This window comes from Paenibacillus peoriae KCTC 3763 (assembly GCF_000236805.1).
GTDB lineage: Bacteria > Bacillota > Bacilli > Paenibacillales > Paenibacillaceae > Paenibacillus > Paenibacillus peoriae.
Genome location: NZ_AGFX01000018.1, coordinates 467,447 through 491,810 on the forward strand (window position 1 = coordinate 467,447; position 24,364 = coordinate 491,810).

Annotated in this window: 19 protein-coding genes; 16 read left to right on the forward strand and 3 right to left on the reverse strand. The window is 47.5% G+C overall.

What is annotated here, in order from left to right; genetic code table 11:
* The first annotated feature begins 298 nt into the window (after positions 1-298).
* The 13 genes from KQI_RS0113050 (at position 299) to KQI_RS0113115 (ending at position 16,816) form a co-directional block, all read left to right on the forward strand.
* The gene (locus KQI_RS0113050; protein WP_010347213.1) at positions 299-1,873 is read left to right on the forward strand and encodes a DEAD/DEAH box helicase; all 1,575 of its coding nucleotides are present in this window, start codon (positions 299-301) and stop codon (positions 1,871-1,873) included.
* Positions 1,874-2,085: 212 nt separating this feature from the next.
* The gene (locus KQI_RS0113055; protein ID WP_029390141.1) at positions 2,086-3,030 is read left to right on the forward strand and encodes a cation diffusion facilitator family transporter; all 945 of its coding nucleotides are present in this window, start codon (positions 2,086-2,088) and stop codon (positions 3,028-3,030) included.
* Between the two features lie 135 nt (positions 3,031-3,165).
* Positions 3,166-4,179: an LCP family protein gene (locus tag KQI_RS0113060; RefSeq protein WP_010347215.1), complete on the forward strand. Its 1,014-nt coding sequence runs from the start codon at positions 3,166-3,168 to the stop codon at positions 4,177-4,179.
* A gap of 175 nt (positions 4,180-4,354) precedes the next feature.
* Entirely contained in the window at positions 4,355-5,518 is a 1,164-nt protein-coding gene (locus KQI_RS0113065) for an AI-2E family transporter (protein WP_010347216.1), read from the forward strand.
* 130 nt (positions 5,519-5,648) lie between these two features.
* Positions 5,649-6,668 carry an LLM class flavin-dependent oxidoreductase gene (locus tag KQI_RS0113070; RefSeq protein WP_010347217.1) on the forward strand — a complete coding sequence of 340 codons (1,020 nt, stop codon included), beginning with the start codon at positions 5,649-5,651 and terminating at the stop codon, positions 6,666-6,668.
* A gap of 506 nt (positions 6,669-7,174) precedes the next feature.
* On the forward strand, positions 7,175-8,068 hold the full coding sequence (locus KQI_RS0113075; protein WP_010347218.1) for an ABC transporter ATP-binding protein: 894 nt from the start codon (positions 7,175-7,177) through the stop codon (positions 8,066-8,068).
* A 12-nt stretch (positions 8,069-8,080) separates the two neighbouring features.
* On the forward strand, positions 8,081-8,884 hold the full coding sequence (locus KQI_RS0113080) for a hypothetical protein (protein WP_010347219.1): 804 nt from the start codon (positions 8,081-8,083) through the stop codon (positions 8,882-8,884).
* A 92-nt stretch (positions 8,885-8,976) separates the two neighbouring features.
* Positions 8,977-9,453 (forward strand): glutathione peroxidase, encoded by a 477-nt coding sequence (locus KQI_RS0113085; protein WP_010347220.1) that lies wholly within the window; start codon positions 8,977-8,979, stop codon positions 9,451-9,453.
* A 385-nt stretch (positions 9,454-9,838) separates the two neighbouring features.
* Positions 9,839-11,200, forward strand: a complete 1,362-nt coding sequence (locus tag KQI_RS0113090; RefSeq protein ID WP_010347221.1) for an FAD-dependent oxidoreductase — start codon at positions 9,839-9,841, stop codon at positions 11,198-11,200.
* Positions 11,201-11,585: 385 nt separating this feature from the next.
* Positions 11,586-12,431: a formate/nitrite transporter family protein gene (locus tag KQI_RS0113100; protein WP_010347223.1), complete on the forward strand. Its 846-nt coding sequence runs from the start codon at positions 11,586-11,588 to the stop codon at positions 12,429-12,431.
* A 359-nt stretch (positions 12,432-12,790) separates the two neighbouring features.
* Positions 12,791-14,923: a molybdopterin-containing oxidoreductase family protein gene (locus tag KQI_RS0113105; RefSeq protein ID WP_010347224.1), complete on the forward strand. Its 2,133-nt coding sequence runs from the start codon at positions 12,791-12,793 to the stop codon at positions 14,921-14,923.
* Between the two features lie 46 nt (positions 14,924-14,969).
* On the forward strand, positions 14,970-16,217 hold the full coding sequence (locus KQI_RS0113110; RefSeq protein ID WP_010347225.1) for an MFS transporter: 1,248 nt from the start codon (positions 14,970-14,972) through the stop codon (positions 16,215-16,217).
* Positions 16,218-16,321: 104 nt separating this feature from the next.
* Positions 16,322-16,816 (forward strand): GNAT family N-acetyltransferase, encoded by a 495-nt coding sequence (locus KQI_RS0113115; RefSeq protein ID WP_010347226.1) that lies wholly within the window; start codon positions 16,322-16,324, stop codon positions 16,814-16,816.
* A gap of 100 nt (positions 16,817-16,916) precedes the next feature.
* Here the strand turns inward: KQI_RS0113115 and KQI_RS0113120 are convergent, their stop codons facing one another.
* The gene (locus KQI_RS0113120) at positions 16,917-17,465 is read right to left on the reverse strand and encodes a GNAT family N-acetyltransferase (RefSeq protein ID WP_010347227.1); all 549 of its coding nucleotides are present in this window, start codon (positions 17,463-17,465) and stop codon (positions 16,917-16,919) included.
* A gap of 84 nt (positions 17,466-17,549) precedes the next feature.
* Positions 17,550-18,278, reverse strand: a complete 729-nt coding sequence (locus KQI_RS0113125) for a hypothetical protein (protein ID WP_010347228.1) — start codon at positions 18,276-18,278, stop codon at positions 17,550-17,552.
* 207 nt (positions 18,279-18,485) lie between these two features.
* Here KQI_RS0113125 and KQI_RS0113130 point away from each other — a divergent pair, with 207 nt between their 5' ends.
* The gene (locus KQI_RS0113130) at positions 18,486-20,165 is read left to right on the forward strand and encodes a glutamine--tRNA ligase/YqeY domain fusion protein (RefSeq protein WP_010347229.1); all 1,680 of its coding nucleotides are present in this window, start codon (positions 18,486-18,488) and stop codon (positions 20,163-20,165) included.
* 147 nt (positions 20,166-20,312) lie between these two features.
* Here KQI_RS0113130 and KQI_RS0113135 read toward each other — a convergent pair whose 3' ends face one another.
* Complete coding sequence (locus tag KQI_RS0113135) at positions 20,313-21,536, reverse strand: MFS transporter (RefSeq protein WP_010347231.1); 1,224 nt, start codon at positions 21,534-21,536, stop codon at positions 20,313-20,315.
* 508 nt (positions 21,537-22,044) lie between these two features.
* Between KQI_RS0113135 and KQI_RS0113140 the strand changes: the two genes are divergently transcribed.
* Together KQI_RS0113140 and KQI_RS0113145 are read left to right on the forward strand one after the other, a co-directional pair.
* On the forward strand, positions 22,045-23,889 hold the full coding sequence (locus tag KQI_RS0113140) for a motility associated factor glycosyltransferase family protein (protein ID WP_010347232.1): 1,845 nt from the start codon (positions 22,045-22,047) through the stop codon (positions 23,887-23,889).
* The coding region (locus KQI_RS0113145; protein WP_010347234.1) for an Ig-like domain-containing domain at positions 23,886-24,364 on the forward strand (479 nt) is incomplete at its 3' end. The genes KQI_RS0113140 and KQI_RS0113145, both read left to right, overlap by 4 nt.

Consider the following 24,364-nt stretch of genomic DNA (forward strand, 5'->3'; position numbering starts at 1 on the left):
GATGGAATTCATCTTTTGCATTGACTTTGGCACGGTTCATTAAAATCGTTTGGAAACCTGTTCAACTTCGCGTATACTAGGAAAGTCATAAATGGAACGGCCTGAGCCGCCTTGCGGCCGTATGTTGGTTACAGGAACAGATTCAACAATAACGGATAAGCTCCCTTCCTGAAAAGGGTAGAATGAGCACCGATACAAAAATGGGAATTCTGAACTATGGAACGATCGATGTCATATGGCACATGAAACCTATTTTACGTGACACATATTGAATACAGATAAGGGAAGTGAATATCACTTGAAGAATTTTGCAGCATTAGGCGTAGAGCAGCATTGGGTAGACGTCTTGAAAGAGCAGGGAATTACAGCGCCCACCCCGGTACAGCAGGAATCGATTCCGCTGCTGATGCAAGATCAGGATGTTATTGCCGAGGCACATACAGGAACAGGTAAAACACTTGCGTTTTTACTGCCGATTTTACAGAAAATGAATTTGGAAAAGCGTTATCCGCAAGCACTTGTAATTGCGCCTACGCGTGAACTGGCGCTCCAGATTACGGAGGAAGCGAAACGCTTGGCTGCGATAGAACCGAACCTGTCATTACTGGCTGTCTACGGAGGACAGGATGTAGAGCGTCAGCTCCGTAAGTTGAAAGGCGGCGCACAACTGATTATTGGTACACCCGGGCGACTGCTGGATCATCTGAGACGTGGCACACTGGATTTGGGCGGCGTTAAAATGCTGGTGCTGGATGAAGCTGACCAAATGCTGCACATGGGCTTTTTGAACGATGTAGAGACGATTCTCCAGGAGGTCCCTTATCGGAGACAAACGATGCTGTTCTCCGCAACGATGCCAGCCGGCATCCGCAAGCTGGCTCGTGTCTATATGAATGAACCGATAGATGTCAAAGTGAAATCCGCTTCTTCCGTTCCGGTAAGCCAAATCCGTCAGGTAGTTGTGCAGACAACAGACCGGGGCAAGCAACGGGCATTGGTGGATATGCTGAATACGGACCGCCCGTATTTGGCGGTTATTTTCTGCCGTACGAAGCGCCGTGCTGCCAAGCTGAATGAGGAGCTGCAGGAGATGGGCTTCGCAAGCGGTGAGCTTCACGGAGATTTGTCCCAGAACAAGCGTGAGCAGGTGATGAAGGCGTTCCGTGAAGCGAAGCTTCAATTGCTCGTAGCGACCGACGTTGCTGCACGAGGCCTGGATGTAGAGGGCGTCACACATGTCTTCAACTATGATATGCCGCAGGATGCCGAGAGCTATATTCATCGCATCGGTCGTACCGGCCGTGCCGGAGGCAAAGGTGTGGCGGTGACGCTCGCCACGCCAAGGGATGTTCCAGAGCTTCGGAACATCCAGAAGGTTGCTGGTGTCACATTCACCAGCAGTGAAGGCGGGGGGCAGCGCAGACCTGCTCCCGATACATCTGAGCGGCAGGGTGGAGAACGCCGCTCGGGCAGAAACGACCGCCGCTCCTTTGGCGGTGGCGATTCCGGCGGCGGGCGCCGGGGCAACGGCCGTGAACAGGCGGGCCGCCGTGACGGTGCAGGCGGTGAGCGCCGCTCCAGCCGCAGCAGCAGCGAACGTGGCGGATACGACCGCAGCAGCGGCAGTTCGGCACGCGGAGGCCGGGGTCGCTCGGCAGGGCAAGGCAGCGAACGTGGCGGATATGACCGCAGCAGCGGCGGTTCCGCACGCGGAGGGCAAGGTCGCTCGGCAGGGCAAGGCAGCGACCGCGGTGGATATGACCGCAGTAGCGGCGGTTCCGCACGCGGAGGCCAGGGAGGCCGCGGTGGACAAGCCAAAGGCGGCCCGCGTGGTGGTCAAGGCCAGGGAGGCCGTCGTGGACGGTCCAGATAGTTAATACAGGAGCGTTCTCATAGAATGCTCAGCTATGGTTATCATAATAGCCCCGGAGAGGCTTATCTTCCGGGGCTATTGTAATCTTCATTCATGCCATCTGAAGGGGCCGTATCATAAGATGGAATAAGCACGGAACTGCTTTGAAAATAACAGATTAGCGTGTGCAATGAAGTAGCTTGTTAAAGAAAATAATGGAGGGGTTATACATGATGCAGGAACAGGATATGGGCAAGCGTGCCATGTTCTCGGCATGGATCAGCCTGATTAGCAACATCCTATTAACCGGCATTAAAATCATTGCAGGACTCATGTTCAACAGTAAGGTGCTGGTAGCTGACGGTGTGCATAACGCCGGGGATGTGATTGCCTCTGCAACGGCGCTGGGAGCGATGCGCATATCCAGTCAGCCACCGGATGAGGATCATCCTTATGGTCACGGCAAGGCAGAAGTGATCGGTGCGAGTGTGGTGGCAGTCATCTTGTTCGGGGCCGGCATATTCATCGGCTATCATTCCATTGCGGCGCTGTTCGAGCCGATGCCGCAGGAGCATATACTGGCATTGGTGGCGGCAGTCATCTCCCTGCTCTGGAAGCAGTGGCTGTATATTTACACGATTCGTATCGGGAGAGCGGCTAATAGTCAAGGTCTCATTGCGACGGCAAAGGATCATTTGGCTGATGTGTACGCCTCTGGAGCTGCTGTGCTGGGGATCGGCCTCGGTTTGATTGGTGAGCACTGGAGTATTCCGATTTTATCCTACGGTGATCCGATTGCGGGCTTTGTCGTGGCATTGCTGGTCCTGAAATTGGCGTGGGAAATGAGCCGTGAGTGCATAGACGTACTTATGGAGAAGGCCATTGCACCTGAGGAAATCGAAAGCTACGCCGCGGCCGCACTTGGTGTAGCCGAGGTTCAACGTATCGACCGTATCCGTGCCCGTGAACACGGCCAATACATTATTGTGGATATCCGCGCTTCAGTGGATGCTACTTTGACGATTCAGCAGGGACACGATATTATCCGTCTGATCAAGAGGGCTGTCATGAAGCAGGAACCGAGAGTGTATGAGGTGCTTGTCCATTTGAATCCGTGGTATCCGGACGACCTCAAAGCTGAGAACTTGACGCAGAAAGACTCTGGAAATAAGTCTTAACAGACACGAGCAACGACCACTTGACAGACCTCTCGGTATGCTTGCACAGGTAGGCTTAATTGACAGCCAACTTGCAGGAAGGGTATGCTTTTAAAAGTCGAACGATGATGAATAAAAGCGAGGTTACCGGATAATATGAGGAAATTTTTAAAATGGCTAGGCATTTCTGTCGCTGCGGTAGTTCTTATAGTGGGTGGATATTATGCTTACTCTATATATCATTTTACGAATCAAATTTCGGTCGCTTCCGGACAGGATTCAAAATTCAAACCGCAAACAGAAAGCCAAGCCAATGTGCAACCTGTAGATGTGTCGCTCCCACCGGAGTGGGATGGAACAGAGAGAGTAAATATATTGCTGCTGGGTGGCGATTCACGTGGGGAGGATTCAGGGCGCTCTGACTCCGTGATGGTCGCTTCTGTTGATCCAGTCACGAAGAAGGCTACGCTGATGTCGATTTTGCGTGATACGTACGTCGATATCCCGGGTCACGGGAAAAGCCGATTGAATGCTGCCTTTTCATACGGTGGTCCAGATCTGACCAGACAGACCGTAAGCAACCTGCTGGGCATACCAATTCAATACTATGTGTACACTGATTTTAACGGCTTTATTGCGCTGGTTGATGCTGTGGGTGGTATTGATCTGGATGTTGAAAAAGACATGCACTATACGTCCAAAGCGGATAAACACCAGTTCGATATTGATCTGAAAAAGGGAATGCAGCACATGGACGGCAAAACAGCCCTGCAATATGTTCGCTTCCGTCACGATGCAACTTCCGACTTTACGCGGACCGAACGGCAGCGTAAATTTATAACCGAGCTGGGCGGCAAAATTCAGTCGACCTCGTCGTTGATTAAGCTACCGAGTATTTTAAATAGCATTTCTCCTTATATTGAAACGAATCTGAGTACTACGGAAATGCTGCAACTGGCTTCATTAGGCTTTAATATCGACGCAAAAACGATAGCCAAACAGCAAATCCCACCCAATGAACTGGTGCGTGGAGAAACAATCAAGGGGGCGCAGGTACTAGGGGTGGACGAAAGCAAGCTCAAGCGATTCATACAAAATCTTTTTGAACAGGAAAATAAGCCTGCGGCCACGCCGACAGATTCTGTCACCACGAAAAATGATACTCCATAACCATCCAAAGCAAACGAGGTTCGTACGCGTCGTACAACTTTGTTTGCTTTTGTGTTTATTGAGGTCAGGATTTTGCAAAACCCTCAGGTATAAACTTGTATATTTTGTTGCAAAGATATATCTTAACTATTAAGAAAATAGAACACTTATTTGCCTAAGAGAAGGAGAATGTCATGTGGAAACGACTCCGGCATGGAAAGACCGATTCAAAAAGTTCTTTCTGAACAACAAGTTTGTGTTATTCCTGCTGGTATTGCTGCTAATCGGCTTGAATATCCTGGTGCTCACCAAAATTTCATACATTTTTACCCCTGTCATGGTGTTGCTGAAAACGATCATTCTTCCCGTCATTTTGTCTGGCGTGCTGTACTATCTGTTCAATCCATTGATTGATATACTGGAGCGCAATAAAGTAAAGCGAATTTACTCCATTATTGTGCTGTATTTGCTCATCATAGGGATTATTGCTGTTGTGATTACATCGGTGATACCTGTGATCCGTGATCAAATACAGGGCCTTATTCAAAATGTGCCTGCATATAGCCAGCAAGTACAAGTGCAGTTTGAGAAATTAATTGGCAGTGACTTTGTGAACCAGTTCCTGAACACGGTTCAAATAAATCCGTCTGAACTGGCCTCAAAAGCTTCTGAAAAGTTGTCCGCCTTCATTAATAATGCTTGGACAGGTGTAGGCAGCTTTGTAGGAGTAGTCACGGAAACCGTGCTTGCGATTGCTACGGTTCCATTTATTTTGTTCTACTTGCTGAAGGATGGGCGCAAGCTGCCACAGTCAATCCTGAAGATGTTTCCGCCTATGTTTCGTAAAGAGACAGATCGTATTATGACCGAAATGAACCATCAGGTCAGCTCGTATATTCGTGGACAAATTATTGTCAGCTTCTGTATTGGGGTGCTGCTGTATATTGGTTATCTGATTATTGGGCTGGACTACTCTTTGACGCTTGCAGTCATTGCATCTTTTACGAGTGTTGTTCCATACTTGGGGCCTGTCATTGCCATTACGCCTGCATTAATTGTAGCTCTGGTCACCTCTCCGTTTATGCTGTTCAAGATGGTTATCGTGTGGACGATTGTTCAGCTCATTGAAGGTAAATTTATTTCTCCACAAATTATGGGCAAATCTCTTCGAGTACATCCGATCACGATCATCTTTGTTATTTTGACAGCAGGCAACTTGTTTGGCATAGTAGGGATCATTCTGGCGGTTCCAGGCTATGCGGTCTTGAAAGTAATCGTTACACATCTGTTTAGTTTCTTTAAAAAGCGCTCGCATCTGTATGAAGCAGATCAAGTGAAGGCGAGTCTCTACGAAAAATAAATATTTCCAGTTTTTAGTCTGAAATATATTTTGCAGTATAAAATCGATGTTGACCCCTCTTGGGTAACTGTGGCTTCGCGTGCTATAATTAATGCCTATTCTTATTCCACAATAGAAAGGTCAGACTTTTATGATAAAACTCAGCATTCTTGACCAATCTCCGGTATCGGAAGGCATGACGCATGCGCAAGCATTACAACAGACCGCTGAGCTTGCTATAGAGGCGGAGCGCTTGGGTTATCATCGCTTTTGGGTGTCAGAGCATCATGCTGCCTCTAATCTTGCTGGCTCCAGCCCGGAGGTATTAATCTCGCATCTGGCCGCTCGTACCCGGACGATTCGAGTGGGATCTGGCGGTGTGATGCTGCCGCATTACAGCGCTTATAAAGTAGCGGAAAATTTTCGGGTACTGGAGGGCCTGTATCCGGGACGCATTGATTTGGGCCTGGGACGAGCACCGGGAGGTATGCCGATTGCTACCAGGGCCCTGCAAGAAGGAAAAATGAGGGGCGGCGTTGATCTGTACCCTGAGCAGCTGGACGATCTGTTAGCCTATTTGCATGACAGCACAGGCAACCAGCATCGCTTCGGCTCTCTACAAGCGATGCCAATCGTAGAGGCAGCACCGGAAATGTGGCTGCTTGGCTCCAGCGGTGATAGTGCGGGTCTGGCCGCCGAGCGTGGCGTGGGCTTTGCATTTGCCCAGTTTATTAACGGGGAAGGCGGTACAGAAGCTATGAAGGGGTATCAGAAGAGCTTCCAGCCTTCCCGGCATAGTGACCAGCCGCGTTCACTTGTCGCTATATTTGCGATCTGTGCGGATACCGAAGAAGAAGCAAACCGCTTGGCCTCCAGCATGGACTTGTCTCTGGTGCTGCTGGAGCAGGGCATGCGCTCCGCTGGAACACCTTCCGTCGAAAAGGCCTTGGCGTATCCGTATACGCCATATGACCGGATGCGCATCCGCGAGAATCGCAAGCGTATGGTGGTGGGTTCGCCCGAGCAGGTAAAGCGTCAGATTGAGCAACTATGCAAGGACTATCATGCACAAGAGGTCATGGTCGCGAGCATCATTCACGACTTTGACGCCAAGATGAAATCGATACGTCTTATGGCTGAAGCATTTGGGCTGTCTTCTGTACGTTCTTAATGCGATTGGCGGGAGCCAGAAAGAACTGGGACTGTCTCATCAGTAGTGTGTAAACTACGATGAGGCAGTCTTTTTTCTTGTTCCTAACAGGCTTAAGCTTATGAACTCTTTTTCCTGATTAAAAACACCAGAGAATACAATATACCGAAAATAAGGCTTACCAGAAATGAGGTTGATAATGCACTAAAGATAAAATCAGGCGCAGGCAAAGTAAAGAACTGAGTCACACCATTCAAATCATATACAATACAATTTATTTCAGGAAAGTGGAAGAAAACGGATGAAATATCTGCATGAGGCATCCTTTCTTGATCTTTACTGGTGATGCAATCCGGGATTTAAGGACATATTTGATGATCTGAATCGTATGCTAAAGGGAATATGTCAGTTAATACTTGATAATGATTATCAATATCTTTATTATATAAAGATAGAATGAATTTTTGATGAATGTCGTGCGTTAAGCCCGTGACTATATATTGGATAAGGGAAAGGAATGATTCCAAATGTTTCGTCTGAAAACGGCAAATCTGGATATTGCTTATGAAGATCGGTTGATTGTAGAAGATCTGAACGTGGAAATACCGCAAGGGAAAATTACCGCATTGGTGGGCGCGAATGGCTCCGGCAAGTCCACTATTCTGAAAACGATGGCTCGCATCATGAATCCTAAAGGCGGTAGTGTTCTGCTTGACGGTAAATCCATTCATAAGCAATCCACCCGGGAGGTGGCTAAGCAGTTGGCTATTTTGCCGCAAAATCCGACTGCACCGGAAGGATTGACCGTGACGGAACTGGTATCTTACGGACGTTTTCCCTATCAAAAAGGCTTTGGCTCCATGAAAGCCGAAGACCGCAAAATGGTAGAGTGGGCGATTCAGGTAACAGGAATGAGCGAGTTCCACGACCGCCCGATTGATCAGCTTTCTGGTGGTCAGCGTCAGCGTGCATGGATTGCTATGGCACTCGCGCAGGATACGGATATTTTATTTCTCGATGAGCCGACTACATTTTTAGATATGGCGCATCAACTGGAAGTGCTGCATTTGCTAGAGTATTTGAATACTTCGGCAGAACGCACCATTGTAATGGTTGTGCATGATTTGAACCATGCGGCCCGGTATGCTCAACATATGATCGCGATCAAAAAAGGAAAGGCCGAGGCGGTAGGAGCTCCAACCGAGGTTATGTCACCGGATGTGCTGCGTGCGGTATTTGGCATTGAAGCGGATATCGTAACAGACCCCCGTACGGGTGTACCGCTCTGTCTTCCGTATGCTCTGGCTGGACAGCCAACGGTGAGCCAAGCTGTGAAGGACATGAATTTGGAAGAGGAGCAGTTGGCGGGTTCTGTTGGAGAGCGACGTGAAGCTAGACCACAAGTTGCAGCAAGAGGCTAAAGGGGACACAAGATGAGACCACTGGATTACGATCAACTGGAGCAATTGGCGAATATAGTGACAGACACACCGGCGGATGCAGTGTATTCCGGGTTAGTGGCAGAATGGCTTGAACCGAAAAAGGCTCGTTCAGTATTGGAGTATTATGGTGAGCTTCTGCAAGCTGAAGACCGTTTGACTGCAGCTGTGTATTTGGTGAACCAGTTGCGTGGTCTTGTATTTGCCCAGCATTTTATGGTGTCCTTGTGTGAACGTAAGCTGGATCTGTCCATTTCCAATCTCAGAATCCATATTTGTTGTGAAGGAAACTTCCCTTCTATTAGCCTGCAGGTCATCGACCCAACAGAGCTGGATAATGCGCGACAGGATGGAGAGAAATGTTCATCCGAACAAGCGCAACAAGCGCTTCGTGGCTTTTACAGCTTGCAGCTGCGGCCCATACTGGAGGCATTGGCTGCGGCAGGAGGCGTATCCATGGGACAGATGTGGGGACAGTTTCCGTTGACTTTGTTGTATTTTAAGGACAGAGTACGGCCCATGTTGACCGATCCACAGGATGTGAAGCGTTTTGAACAAGATTTTGATTATGTGATGCGGGAGCTGGAGGGAGAGGTATTCGGGCGTAAAAGAAACCCGTTTACCGTTCGTCTCGTTGAACTGGACAATCCTTACCGTCCCGGTGAAAATACCTATATGAAACCATCCTGCTGCCAATATTACAAGACAGGTGGAGGCCAGCGGTATTGTTATGCTTGTCCAAGGATGTCGGCTTCGGAGCGTGAAGAGCGTAGACGTGAAGTGCTGGCATCACGGTAAGCCCTATGAGGATAGGATGTTGGCATGTCCATATCGTTTTGGGTAGAATAGGTTATGAAACCTAAATCACACGATACGAAGGAGGATGCTGTATGTCTGTCTATTCACATCATGCCGTCACACCAGCGAATCAGGAGGTTCCTTTGGACACCTACACCGGCAAGGTGCTGGTTATTGCGAATACTGCCAGCCAATGCGGACTTACTCCGCAATATGGGGAGCTGCAAAAGCTTTATGACGAATATAAGGATCGGGGCTTGGTTGTATTAGGCTTCCCTTGTAACCAATTTGGCGGCCAGGAGCCGGGCAGCAGCGAGGAAGCGGCTGAATTTTGCCAACTGAATTACGGAGTTACGTTTCCGGTATTCGCCAAAGTGGATGTCAACGGTCCAGATATAGCGCCTCTGTTTGAATATTTGAAGAAGCAGCAGCCTGGAGAGCAGGGAGATGGTACGATTCAATGGAATTTCACGAAATTCATTGTGAATCGTGAGGGTGTGCCTGTAGCCCGTTTTGAGCCCAAGGAATCACCAGAGGCCATGAAGACGACCATTGAGCAATTGCTATAATAGCTTTGCTTCAACTCCAAGTATAAGTTTATAAAGGTTCGGTTTCCGGCATTTCTCCGGGAAACGGGCCTTTTTTTGCTGTCTGTATATCACATTCGCTGGATGGTCGCTACATCTTTTAAGAGTCTGTTTTAAGGGCATAATCAGGGTCATACAGGGAAAACTACATGAAGCAAAGAGGCGTATCATCAAATGACAGGTTCTGTCTATCCTTGTTTTTTAATTGTGGACAAATTGTGAATATCATATAAAGCTATTGTAATGTGAAAAACATCACATTATAATAAGTACATGAAGTGAAAAAAATCACAAAAGGCAAGCTGGTAACGTGAAACAATTCACAATAATTATACAATTATGCCCACACACCAAGGAGGAATTCAACATGAAAGTAGCAGTTATCGGATGTACACACGCAGGCACGGCAGCAATCGTCAACACAGCCAAATGTTATCCAGATGCCGAAATCACCGTTTACGAGCGCAATGATAATATTTCGTTTTTATCTTGTGGTATTGCACTGTATGTAGGTGGTGTCGTCAAGGATCCGCACGGATTGTTTTATTCATCACCGGATCAGCTGGCTGACATGGGTGTAGTGACCAAGATGCTTCATGAGGTGACGAGTGTAGATACAGCCGGCAAAACGCTGCGCGCACGTAATCTCCAAACAGGTGAAGAATTTACGGACACATTTGATAAATTGATTGTAACGACTGGCTCTTGGCCTATTATTCCGAAGCTGGAAGGCATTGAGCTTGATCATATTTTGCTCTGCAAAAACTATAATCATTCAAACGAAATCATTGAGAAAGCCAAGCACGTACAGAACATCACAGTTGTCGGAGCCGGATACATCGGTGTTGAGCTGGTAGAAGCTTTCCAAATGAACGGTAAAAACGTAACGCTGATCGACAGCGCTGATCGTATATTGAATAAGTATTTGGATCATGAGTACACAGACCGGATCGAAAACTCTCTGAAAGAACACGGCATCAAGCTGGTGCTGGGTGAAACCGTGAGTCGGTTTGAGGGGACGAATGGCAAGGTGAGCAAAGTCGTGACCTCCCAAGGAGAATACGAAACAGAGCTTGTTATACTTTGCATCGGCTTCCGTCCTCAAACAGACTTGCTCAAAGGTCAGGTGGATATGCTGCCGAGCGGTGCAATCATCGTGGACAACTATATGCAAACTAGCTGCCCGGACGTGTTTGCAGCAGGCGACAGCTGTGCAATTCGCTACAATCCGACAGGCAAAGCAGCTTATATTCCATTGGCGACGAACGCAGTTCGAATGGGTACGCTGGTAGCACGTAATCTGGTACAGCCGACAATTGCCTACATGGGAACCCAAGGAACCTCGGGGATTAAAATATATGAAGACAATATTGCAGGAACAGGTTTGACGGAAGCAGCGGCAGTAGACGAAGGAAAGAGTGTCGAGGCCGTAACCATTGAGGACAGCTATCGCCCTGAATTTATGCCAACCTCTGAAAAGGTGCTGCTGAAAGTTGTATATGAGCGGGAGACACGAAGAATTGTTGGGGCTCAAATTATGTCGAAGGTGGATTTGACACAATCCATTAATACGCTATCTGTGGCCATTCAGAATCATATGACCATTGACCAATTGGCCTTTGTTGATTTCTTCTTCCAACCACATTACAACAAGCCTTGGAATTTCCTGAATGCAGCCGGATTGCAAGCATTGCCTTCGCTAGCTGAACGAAAACCAGTTACCGTATAATTTGATTTGTCTGTGACATTGTTCATAAGTTTGTCAACAATCTGCGACGTGTGAACGAATCCTTATAGTACAATATAGAGAGCATAAGGATTAGGGGGAGTAGATAATGGGTTTGTTTTATATCCTTTTTCTTGTAGTTGTCGCAGCAATCGGTCTCGGCGGAGTTCTTTGGTTCTTGAGAGCAGTTGAAAAGGAAGAATATAATTAATTATAAGTGCTTAGTGATGCGGTAGAGGCATTTAATACACGAAAAACAGTCCTTGATTCAAGGGCTGTTTTTTTAATAATTACAAAAGTGATTTTTTTCACAAACTTAATTACTGATTTTAAATAAAATATGAAAGAAGAATATAAGAGTAAAAAGATGTTAAAGGAGCGGGAGTATATGGCAAGCTATAAACCGGGGCAAATTGCCGAAAAGACGGTGGAAACAGGAGTAGCCAAAGCGAACAACCCGTGGATTGTGTCGGTGGTATTGGGATTTTTGGCAGGCGCATTCATTGCACTCGGGTTTTTGCTGGATATACGTGTTATTGCAAGCGCGCCTAAGGAATGGGGGAGTATTGCTACCTTTATAGGAGCTGCGGTGTTCCCTGTAGGACTGGTATTAGTATTGATCGCTGGCGGAGAATTGCTGACCGGCAATATGATGGCTGTCCCTTTGGCGAGATGGGCAGGACGGATTAAGACCGGCGCCATGCTTCGTAATCTGGTCATTATTACGCTCAGTAATTTTGTCGGCGCGTTATTCGTTGCATTTTTCTTTGGCCATGTGCTGGGTCTGACAGAAGCGGGCCCTTATTTGGATAAAGTGGTGGATATGGCAGGTCATAAGCTGCAGGATAGCTTTTTGCAATCGTTTATATCTGGTATCGGATGTAACTGGCTGGTAGCGCTGGCTGTATGGCTGGCGTATAGCACGGATTCAATAGGTGGAAAAATTATGGGGATTTGGTTCCCTACCATGGCCTTTGTTGCTATCGGCTTTCAGCACGTTGTGGCCAATATGTTTCTCATTCCGGCGGCTATCTTTGCAGGCCATTTTTCATGGGCAGATTATATCATGAACTTTATTCCGGTCTGGCTGGGAAATTTGGTTGGAGGAAGCCTGTTTGTGGCTGGGGCTTACTGGTTAGCCTATTTGAAAAAGCCGCATTCCGATGCACATCCAGTGAGCGGAACTCAGACTACTTCTTCGGTTGCTTCCAGTCCACTGAGTGATCGCGCTTGATTAGTTACTTTTGATAGAATCGAACAAAGCAAATCCGCCATGACAGGTCCGGGGGAACGAAACCTGTCATGGCGGATTTTTTTTGGGAGTGGTCCATGATTTGGCATGGAGGATGAGTGTGCTCTCGTCCATAATGCCTTGATCTCTTTTACCCTCGGTAAGACAAGATGAAACAGGCTATAAAAAAATAATTGTGATTTTTTCGAAAATCCGTTTGGCTCTATGCAGCAGGCGGATTTTTTGGCTCTTTCGATCGGAAGCTGCTTGGCAAAATCCTTCTCTTGCCATAGCTCATAGCTGTAGATATGATAAGTACAGTGTAATTTTTGGAAACGGTAACGGAAAGGAGCATCAACACCATGGATCATCGCAACAGCGCGCCTTCTGAGGCTACGCTTCAACCAGACTTACAAAGAGGGCAGCAGATGACGGATCAGGCCGATGGTATTTTTCCGGCTGTGTGTCCGCTAGATTGCCCAGATACGTGCGGGCTCCTGCTTCACAAGGAAAACGGAAAAATTGTCAAGGTAACTGGTAACCCGGATCATCCTATTACAAAAGGGGCTATTTGTAATAAAGTTCGTAATATGACGGAGCGGGTATATGACCCTGATCGGGTGCTCTATCCGCTGAAGCGTGTAGGCCCCAAAGGAGCAGGGAAATTTGAACGAATTAGCTGGGAAGAAGCAGTCGATACCATTACAGGTCGGTTCAAGGAGCTGATTCGTACGGACGGCCCGGAATCCATTCTCCCCTACAGCTTTTATGGCAATATGGGCGTATTGAGTGTGGACGGAATGGATCGCCGTTTTTTCAATGCGCTGGGCTCTAGTCAGCTAGATCAGACGATTTGCAGCGTAGCCGGGAATAAAGGTTGGGCATCTGTCATGGGTTTTAAGGGGGGCACCAGCCCGGAGGATACAGAGGATGCAGACCTGATTATTGTATGGGGTGGAAATGTCATCAGCACGAACATGCATCAGGTAGTATTGGCCGAGAAGGCACGTAAAAAAGGTGCCAAGGTGGTTGTTATTGATGTTCATCGTAACCGGACGGCGCAATGGGCGGATTGGTTCATTCCTTTATACCCGGGAACGGATACGGCGCTCGCGTTGGGAATAATGAACGTGCTGTTCGAGCAAGGGCTAACGGACGATGAATTTTTACGCCGCTACACGGTAGGCCATGAAGAGCTGCGCGGGCATGTTAAGGCGTACACCCCGGAGCGGGTTGCGCGTATCACGGGCGTACCTGCAGCGGATATCATTCGCCTGGCGGAGATGTACGGACAGGCGCGAGCGGCGTATATCAATATCGGCAACGGGCTTCAGCATCATGAGAATGGCGGCATGAATGTACGCGCGGTAACATGCCTGCCCGCGCTCACCGGACAATGGCTGAAGCACGGAGGAGGCGCATCGCGCTCCAATGGCGCTTATGCCAAATTTAACGGCGCCAATCTGGAGCGTCCGGATCTGCGCCGGAACCCGGATGCCCGGGTGATCAACATGAACCGGATCGGAGAAACGTTGCTGCAAAAGGATGAGCCAATCAAGGCGCTGTTTGTATATTGCAGCAATCCGGTGGTCGTAGCACCGAATACGAAACGGGTGACACAGGGGTTTGAACGGGAGGATCTATTCACGGTTGTACATGACCTGTTCCTGACCGATACGGCCCGCTATGCGGATATTGTGCTGCCTGCGGCGTCTTCTTTTGAAGGTACAGACCTGTACAAATCCTACTGGCATCACTACGTTCAGATGCAGAGGCCAGTCATTGCTCCACTCGGAGAAAGTAAAAGCAATTATGAGCTGTTTAGTCTGCTCGGACGAGCCATGGGCTTTGATGAAGCTGCATTTACGGAAAGTGAAGAAGACATGATCGTGGGCGCGCTGGATAACCCAACGAATCCTTATCTTAATGGTGTTACTTTAGAAGCTTTGAAAGAGTCACCTTTTGTAAAGCTGGATATGACGCCCAAAGCTGCTTATCTGGATCGTCTAACCACGCCCTCGGGTAAGATTGAGCTGTATTCGGAACAGATGAAGCAAATGGGTCTGCCCGCGATGCCCACGTATGTGCCGCTGATCGAAGGCTATGATGGAGAGCAGCGACCGCTAGTAGATGAGCGGTTTCCACTGATGTTTATTTCGCCGCCAAATCACAATTTTCTCAATTCCACCTTCGCCAATTTGCCCAAGCATCAGCGATTGGAGCGGGAGCCTTTGCTGCAGATTCACCCGGAGGATGCTCAGACAAGAGACATCGTGGATGGGGATCTGGTTACCGTATGGAATGATCGGGGAACGTATGAGCTGAAAGCCAAAGTTACTGATCTGATGCTGCCCGGTACAGTGATTAGCCAAGGGCTATGGTGGAAAGGCAAGGGGCGCAGACAGCGTGCCAATGCATTAACCTCTGATCGATTGTCAGATATGGGACAGGGGGCAACTTTCTTTTCAACGGTGGTGAATGTGAAGCGTCAATGAGCTTATGCCTTTTATGGCGTCAGATGTTAAAGGAGAAACAAAAGATATGAAATGGTTGGAAACTTATCCGAGAGAAGTTAAAGTATTTCTCGTCGCCAGCTTGATTAATTCCGCCGGAAGCTCCCTGATGTGGCCGCTTGTCAGCATGTACGTGTTTGACGAGCTGAACCGCAGTATGGGAGATGCAGGGATTGCGATTTTAGTGCAGTCCCTGGGCGGGATTTTTGGTCAGGTGCTGGGAGGAGCCCTGTATCACCGTATTGGAGCCAAGAAACTGATTGTCGGTTCACTGGCTATGAACGCGCTGGGACTTCTCACGCTTCCATTTACCAGCGGACATTGGATTGCGTTTGTCATCATGATGGGCTTTATCGGCTTTTTTAATGTGGTATCCGTGCCTGCGATTCAGGCCTTTGTAGGTTTTCGTTTCGCTGACCGTCGGGGTGAGCTGTTTAATATTATTTATGTCGCCAATAATATCGGGGTGGCCTTAGGAACGGGATTGAGCGGCGTTCTGGCGGATCTTTCCTATCAGCTCAGCTTTGTGATGAATGGGGTAACCTCAGCGGTATTTGCCGGATTTTTCTGGTCCTATCTTAGCAGGGTGGATCGGGAAGAGGGGGAAGTTCATCTCAGCAAGTCAGTGAGGAAAAGAGAAGAGTTATCGGCCGGGCCGCTTTTTCGTGATACCAGACTGTATCTGTTTGTTGGCCTGGGGTCGCTTTTTTTATGGTTTGGCAATTCCATCTGGAATACGGGAGTATCTCCATTTATTATCGAGCAGGGCTTGCCTAAAACGATGTACGGGCTTCTGTGGACGTTGAATGGTATTCTTATTTTTGCTGCACAGCCGATTATTTTCTGGATAAAACGTCTGTATGCCCGGCATGCTTCAGCCCAAATGACATGGGCCGGAGGATTTTACCTGGCGGCTTATCTCATCATGCTGGGTACACAGAACTACACGGGGATGATATTTGCTATGGTCCTGGCTACACTGGGAGAAATGCTGATTGCCCCTGCGGTTCCGGCATTTCTGTCTGATCACGGAGGCCATGGAGCGCCCTTTTACATCGGGCTTGTGGGGGGCATTGGCGCAGCCGGACGGGTGCTGGGACCTTATATTATGGGAAGGCTATATGATTTCGACGGTTTACCGCCCGCACTTTGGCTGGCTATAGGTGTAGCAGTGTTGTCGATTCTGTTTTTTGTCCTGCATAGCTGGTTGAACCGTTCCCGGCATGATTTGGATGTTTTCGAAGCTACTACCAAGGCGGATACTCCCAGTTCTTAAGTCCCGATAAAAGTTCAGTAATGAGCCGTGATTATGGTACAATAAGTGACGGATAGCAACAGTTATTGCTTCAGGAAAGCCTTCACAGGAAGGATTGAAAGGATTTGTTTATAAGTCAACCCCTGACGATACGTCATTCGGAGATGAAGGATGCTCCTGATCTGATTGCGCTGGATGAATTGGTATGGAATGAACGAACGGCCCCCGCTTCACTGTCATGGAAGTCGCGTGGGGAGTTTTTACGCAATTCGCCTCCGGGTTCCCAACTGGTCGCCATTGAGCAGGGAGTGCTCTGCGGGTATGTCGGATTTCGTTCTCCAACACTGTTGGCTAGTAATCGCCATGTGCTGGAAATCAATATAGCCGTACATCCCGATTATCATCGTAGAGGCATTGGGATGGCGCTTATGAACTCGATGAAGGACATTGCTGCCGCTGAGGGTATACGCAAATTAAGTTTGCGGGTGCTCTCCTGTAACACGGAAGCCCTTATGTTCTATGAGAAATGCGGTTTCGAGATCGAAGGACGTCTGCATGAGGAGTTTTACATCGCAGGTCAATTTGTGGATGATGTGTTAATGGCCTATTTCTTAAAATAGGCCGGAGGCCGCGAACAGCAATATTCGTTTTTCATGTCCTGCTCATAATAAACAGCGCCGCAGATCCTATAGACTGCGGCGCTGTTTGTATGGTGGAGTGTTATCGAAGCTGCTTCCATTCCTTTTGGAGCATACCGTACACTGCATGGTTCATGTAGCCGTCGGGCAGCAATTCTGCTTCGCGTACAATACCTTCGAGCACAAAGCCCAGACGCTCCGGAATACCACGACTGCGGCGGTTCGTAGTTGCGCAGCGGATTTCGACCCGATGCAATTCCAGCTCCATCAACGCATATTCGACGAATACGCGGCAGGCGCTGGTCATGAGGCCCTGTCCTTCGTAGCCGTGGCCAAGCCAGTATCCAATGCTGACCGAACGGTGAGTCCAATTGATCTCATGGTAGCTGATAATGCCAGTAAGCTCGTTATCCATCCAGATGCCGGCGGTCAGGCTGCCATTCTCTGCGGCTTGTTTCAGGGCGCTCTGTACGAACTGCTCTGTGTGGCTGATTTCCGTGGTAGAGTCTACCCATGGAAGCCATTGACGCAAGCGGTCACGGGACATTTCGATTAGCTCAAACAGAGGCTGCACATGCTCTTTGGTGAGCGGCCGAAGGACTGTGCGTTCGTCCAATGCGTATGTAAACATGATTGATCCCCTCTTTCACTCGGAAAATCGCTAAACCAGCCAGTCTAGCATTTAATCCCATGCTACCTTATTCTGCGAGAGTCGTCAAAATGGAGAGGAAGCTTCAAATTCTATAGGCCCCACCTGAAACCGTCCATGCTCGTATACATACTTCAGCTTCAAATCACCTACAAATTCGGTTGGCGATACACTGCCGGATAAGGTGGCTCTTAGAGAGGACTGTTCGGCATCATATATCACGACAGAGTTAAAATCGAGCTGCTTCGTAAATTGGGAAGGATCATCGTAAAACGCTGACACTTTTGGATCCATCGTGTATGTGGTGGCACCGTCAATCGTAACAGCGATATGCACCTGCTGGTTGTGGTCGCGCAGCTCCACAAGGCTCTGTACACGCCGGGACACGGCGTCTGTCGCTGATTCGACCACATACTCCTCCATCGTCTGCGCGTTGACAATATGCAGTTCCTGCAATTCGACACCCGTTCCCGAGGCACGTGTAATGATTACGACGGCTTCACGGACGCCATCTCCGTTTACATCCTTGTAATATAACTGTGGTGCGGTGGAGATATCTGCTGAGCCTGACCATCCAAATGTGCGGTGTTGCTGACCGATTTCCAGCACAGCCGAACGGAACAGCCCTTGTGACGGATTCACAGCGTATAAGTTGACGGATGAGTCTTCTGGAGCGACAGCTAACGGACGTGATTGCACAGGCCGAGTCGTCGGGCTTGATGAAGGATGTGCAGTTGTCATCACGGAAGAGGACAACAGCATAGACAGCAGGATTACGATAAGCAGCTTAAACACGGGTGGGTCTCCTTTTCCGAACAAATTAAAAGATATATACAATATAACGAATTTATTTGCCGAAAATGTTAACTCTTTTTCATAACTTGCACCTTTTTTTGCTGTAGAGAGCATATGGATTTTCATTTTATTGAGTTATGTGTTATGAAAGGGTATATTTAAGGGAACAGGTTTTGCACAGATTATACGGAAGAAAGGTTGATTAGCGTGGAGAAGCCGATCACTCCCCCCAATTTTATTAAAAGTGTCATTGAAGAGGACTTACGAACGGGTAAGGTAAAGGAGGTTGTTACACGCTTTCCGCCTGAACCAAACGGATATTTGCACATTGGACATGCCAAAGCCATCTGGATCAATTTCTCACTGGGAGATGAATTCAGAGGACGCACGAACCTGCGCTTTGACGATACCAATCCGGCGAAGGAAGACACGGAATACGTAAACTCCATTCAGGAGGACGTGAAGTGGCTCGGTTATGAATGGGAAGAAAAACACTATGCTTCCAATTATTTTGAAGAAATGTACAAACGTGCCATTCTGTTGATCCAAAAGGGTAAAGCCTATGTGGATGACCAAAGCGCGGACCAAATCCGCGAAACTCGCGGTACGCTGACTGAGCCGGGACAAAATAGCCCTTATCGCGATCGCAGCGTGGAAGAGAATCTCAAGCTGTTTGAAGAGATGCGTGCAGGTAAATATCAGAACGGTGAAAAGGTGCTGCGCGCTAAGATTGATATGGCCTCGCCAAATATCAATTTGCGTGATCCGGTTATTTACCGTATTTCGCATACAGCACATCACAATACAGGCGACACATGGTGCATCTATCCGATGTATTCCTATGCGCATCCGCTGGAGGATGCGATTGAGGGCGTGACCCACTCGCTCTGCTCGCTGGAGTTTGAGGATCAACGGCCATTGTACGACTGGGTTGTGGCTGAAAGTGAAATGGAAAAGGTGCCTCATCAATACGAATTCGGACGGCTGAATTTGGCTCAAACGGTAACCAGCAAACGCAAGCTTAAGCTTCTGGTTGATGAGAAGCACGTAGATGGCTGGGATGATCCACGTATGCCGACGATTTCCGGCTTGCGTCGTCGTGGCTATACGCCGGAGGCCATCCGCAATTTCGTATACGAGACAGGCATTTCCAAGGCCTACGGAGTCATCGATTTGCAGGTGCTGGAGCATTTTGTACGTGAGGATTTGAAGCTCAAGGCACCTCGTACCATGGCAGTCATTGATCCGTTAAAGGTGGTTATTACCAACTATCCTGAGGGACAGGTTGAAATGCTGGAGGCGGAAAACAACACAGAAAATCCGGAGCTTGGCACACGTCAAATTCCATTCTCTCGTGAAATTTACATTGAGCGTGAGGATTTTATGGAAAATCCGCCGAGCAAATACTTCCGCTTGTTCCCTGGTAATGAAGTACGTCTCAAACATGCTTACTTCATTAAATGCAACGATGTAATTAAGGATGCGGACGGCAACGTGACTGAAATTCACTGTACCTATGATGTAGAAACCAAGAGTGGATCAGGCTTTACTGGACGTAAAGTGAAGGGAACGATCCACTGGGTAGAGGCTACTCAGGCTGTTCCGGCTGAATTCCGTTTGTACGAGCCTTTGATTAATGCAGAGGAACCTGAAGCAATGGAAGAGGACGGATCGGAAAAAACATTCCTTGATCAATTGAATCCGAACTCTTTGGAAATTGCTCATGGCTACGTGGAGCCAAACATGAAAGAGGCTCAAGCGCAGGACAAGTTCCAATTTTTCCGTCATGGTTATTTCAGTGTTGATCCGAAGCTGTCCAAGCCGGGCGAGCCTGTATTTAACCGTGTTGTATCGCTGAAAAGCTCTTTCCAGTTGCCTAAGCAATAGGTGGTTGGAAAGAGCGGAACAAAAGGTAGTTTTGTCCGACCAAGCTAAAAAAGGAGTCTGCCCGTGGGCAGACTCCTTTATTTTTATGTTTGCTTGCTCTTGATAAGTGCTTGTTGACGATAGATATACCGCATTCCACTGGTGTTGTTAAAGGGACTCTTCTATTCGTTTGTGCTCGTCTGCATGACTGGGCTGGTAGCCGTTCTTGTGCAGCATATACCACATGATGGCGAATCCTACAGAGCCAAGCAGGGCGAAGAAGACCCCTACATTGTACATCATTTCGCCACCGAAGTTCTGGAACAGCCAGCCTCCTGCAAAACCTGCGACAATGCCGGAAATACCGCTCCAGGTCAAGGTATATACAGCCTGCCCGGATGAACGGTAAGCAGTGGGGGTGAACAGGACGGTTAACTGGGTACCTACATAAAAATATCCACCGAAGGTGATACAATGAAGTGCCTGAATGAATACGATCTGAATCGGGTCTGTGGCCAGGGCCATCAGTTCCCACCGTAAGGCAAACAGCAAGCTGACGAGGGCCAGACAGCCGACCATCACGGTCATTTTTTTCTTCAAGAAGCGATCAAATAACAAAAAGACAATAATTTCGAATACCGATGACATAAAGACGGCAAAACCAAGCATCAGTTTGGACCCGCCCAGCTCGGTAATGTACAGGGACATAAAGGCACTGTTGATCGAATTCGGGATGGATACAAGGATGCCCAATAAAATAAAGGATATAAAGTAGCCGTTCATCAAAATGCTGCCAAAGCCACGCAAATGAATGGCTGCTGTCCCCACAGTGCTTTTCAGTGGCGGGATCGTCAAGGTACAGATCATTGCAGCCAGCAGCAGTACCGTAAAGATGTTGGATATGCTGGATGTTCCCATCTGGTCAACGAGCATGCCGGCAACTGCCGCAGTCACAGCCCAGCCGAAGGAGCCCCATATGCGAAACGAACCGAATTTTCGATCCGTGCCCTCAATGTAGCTGAGAATAAGACTGTTGCTTTGGGCGAATAAAGGGCTTTGGAAAAAATAAAAACCAATCATCGATACATAAATCATGACATACGTATGGACATGAAATAAAGCTTGCAGCAATAACAATGTGCCTATAATCATAACTAGTAGTATGCGACGGAGGTTGCGGCTCCGATCACTTGTATATCCCCAAAAAGGGTTCGCGAATACGGATACAAAAGGTCCAATGGCCATCAGGCTCCCGATTTCAAGCTTGTCCATGCCGATATCCTGCAAATACAATGGGAAGAAGCTGGAAAAAATGACCATAGCTCCATATAGAAAAAAGTTATACAGCTTTAGGGAATATAGAGAACTCTCTTGAATTTCTCTCTTTTGCAAGACAAGCCATTCCTTTCTTAGCCCGATAGAGAACTGCGCATCGATGCCGATCAGTGGGGAGGTTCTTTATTCCAATGTATCATGTGTTGAAAGGGTTAACAAACCAATAAATTAACAATTATGTAATATTTATTTGAGGGTACTAATTCGATAATAGTGTAAGCAAACTTAATAACTATTGCGTTATTTTGTTGGTTTTTATTTTTGGTGCTCCAAGGGGCGACATGTAGATGAACTGCAGCATTTGAGTCTATATATAGTTGGTTCAAGCAGATGCTGGGTTGGTTACAAAATCTTTATTTATAAATAGGTTCTTAAGACCTAAAGTTTATACAAAGAATAGCCGATACATAATCCATAATCAGGGTGATTTAGGATTATTTTTTTCTGATTTAAAATATAATGACGCAGATATTACATAAAATCAGAATACTATTCTAGGGAGTATATGGGTTCATCTGACCTGTGTAGTTGGTTTTATGAGATATCGGGTGGAAAGGAATGGAAAATGGCATCGCAGCATCGTAGAGACAATTCCTTGTACCGCCGTTTTCCTCGGCTTCATCTGCTTCAGGCAGGAGAAGGATGTGAGTTGCTGGCTTCTAAAACCAACGAGCTCAACATAGCACTGACTCGTGAGGGACGATCATATTATTTGCATGATCCTGAGCAGCCTGGGCGGGAAGCAGAGCTATTTGTTTCCGGTTTTAAAGAAGTTAAACCTCAAGCGCACGTGATTTTTTTTGGAGTAGGACTAGGGTATCATATCCGTGAATTTTTGCGTAGACACCCAAATACCAGCTTCTCCATCGTCGAGCCGGATACGGGTGTGATGAATATTTTTTTGCAGCACTTGAATGAAAACGACTGGCTGGCTGACAAGATGATCGAAGAAGTTATGGTAGGAGCAATTACTGGGGAAACGCTCGGTACACTGTACAAGTTGATTGACCGTGTATCTGGAGTGCTGGTTGTTCCGTGGCTTCCGTACGGCTCTCTATTTACTGCGGAACTGAAGAAGTTTAATGAAATATTGTACAGGATGGTCTCTAACAAGAAGGACAAAATGGCTATCAATAACGTGTACGAAAAAAAATGGGCATTAAACAGTATTCATAATTTCCCTTTTATTTTACATAGTTCAGATTTTCTGCACACGGGATCAGAGCATATTGAGGGTAAGCCAGTCTTGATTATATCTGCTGGTCCTTCGCTTAACGACGAAATTGAGCACCTTCGTCATATTCGTGAGAATAATCTTGCGTACCTGTTTACGGTAGGGTCGGCAGTGAATACGCTGGTGGAGCATGGCATTTATCCGCACGGCACATTCAGTTATGACCCGAACGAATACAACGTAAATGTAATTCAAAAGGTGATCGACAAGGGAATTGATTCTATTCCACTCATTTTCGGCAGTACGGTCGGCAAACACACACTCGATGCTTATCCAGGTCGTCTTATGCATATCATCATCTCTCAGGATGAGCTATCCATGCACCTACTGCGCACACCGGAGGGACATAAACCGAGAGTTATTAACGATGCTCCTTCTGTAGCGGTCATTGCACTCCAGTGTATGATCCGGATGAAAGCAGAACCTATTGTGTTGGTAGGGCAAAATTTAGCTTATCGTGATGAACAATATTATGCTGCGGGGATTACTCATGCCGAAGGTGTTCCAGCTAGTGGGGATTTGCCGCGTGTAGAGGGCGTTCATGGCCAGCAGGTGGTTACACGACATTCTTTTATCAAAATGAAAACAGAGATGGAATTTTACATTAGTACAGCGAAGGGAACTGAATTTATTAACACAACGCGCGAAGGCGCTGCTATCAAGGGAACATCTTTTCAGAACTTGGAAGAGGTAATCCAGACGCGGTTAAAAGGTCAGATTAACGATTCGTGGCTGCAAACTAGCAGTAATTCGGAATACGATCTCTTGTTTCTGAGGTCACGTATTGAAGAACTTCAGCGGGATGAAGAGGAATTTCAAGCAATTATGGAACAGATTCACTATGCTCTACTTGACATCAAACATAAGCTCAGTCTGAAGCAGGCCAATATGCTGAACGTGTCGTTCGGGCAGTTTGATGACTTGTTTGCCTCATTAATAGGCAATTGTTTTTTCAAAATATATGTTTTGCCTCGCCATCGTATGCGGTATGAGTTTTTGTACAGCAAAATGGATGCCATTCAGAGCAGTAGAAATCCTCTGATCAGAGGGGAGCAAATTCTGCTGTACTTCGGGGATTTCATATGGAAGTGTCAACAAGATTATATGGAAATTAAGAGTGAGATCCATGAATTTCACCGTTCCATTCACACCCAAATAAAAGGAGCACGTATATGAGCAAGAAAAAAAGAAATAAGAATCATGTAAATCGAATGATTAAGGCAAGTGTACTGACAACACAGGTGCTCAACCTGGCAAACCCTTATGTGTCGGCGGCATTTGCATCAGAGAGCGTAAGCAACAACGCGACCGAGAATGTATCAGTTTCTGACGGATTCTTCCAAGATGCTTCTTCATCCAGCGTGGTTTCATCGGTCTATATGCAGGCGCAAATGGACGAGCCCCCATACTATACGTGGCTTTCACCTCAGGCAAGTGGCGTTTCTTTTTATGAAAACCTGTATATGGCATTCAGTGAAGAGGTGCAACTGGGTACAGGCCACCTGGTGGTGCATCAGGAAGATGGAAGTGAAGTGGGACGGATTAGCGTGAGCGGAGGTACGACCTTCGGGGGAACGATCCATATTAGTGGTCAGAACGTGTCGATGGAGCTGGACCACCCGCTGACAGATAACACCCAATACTATGTAGA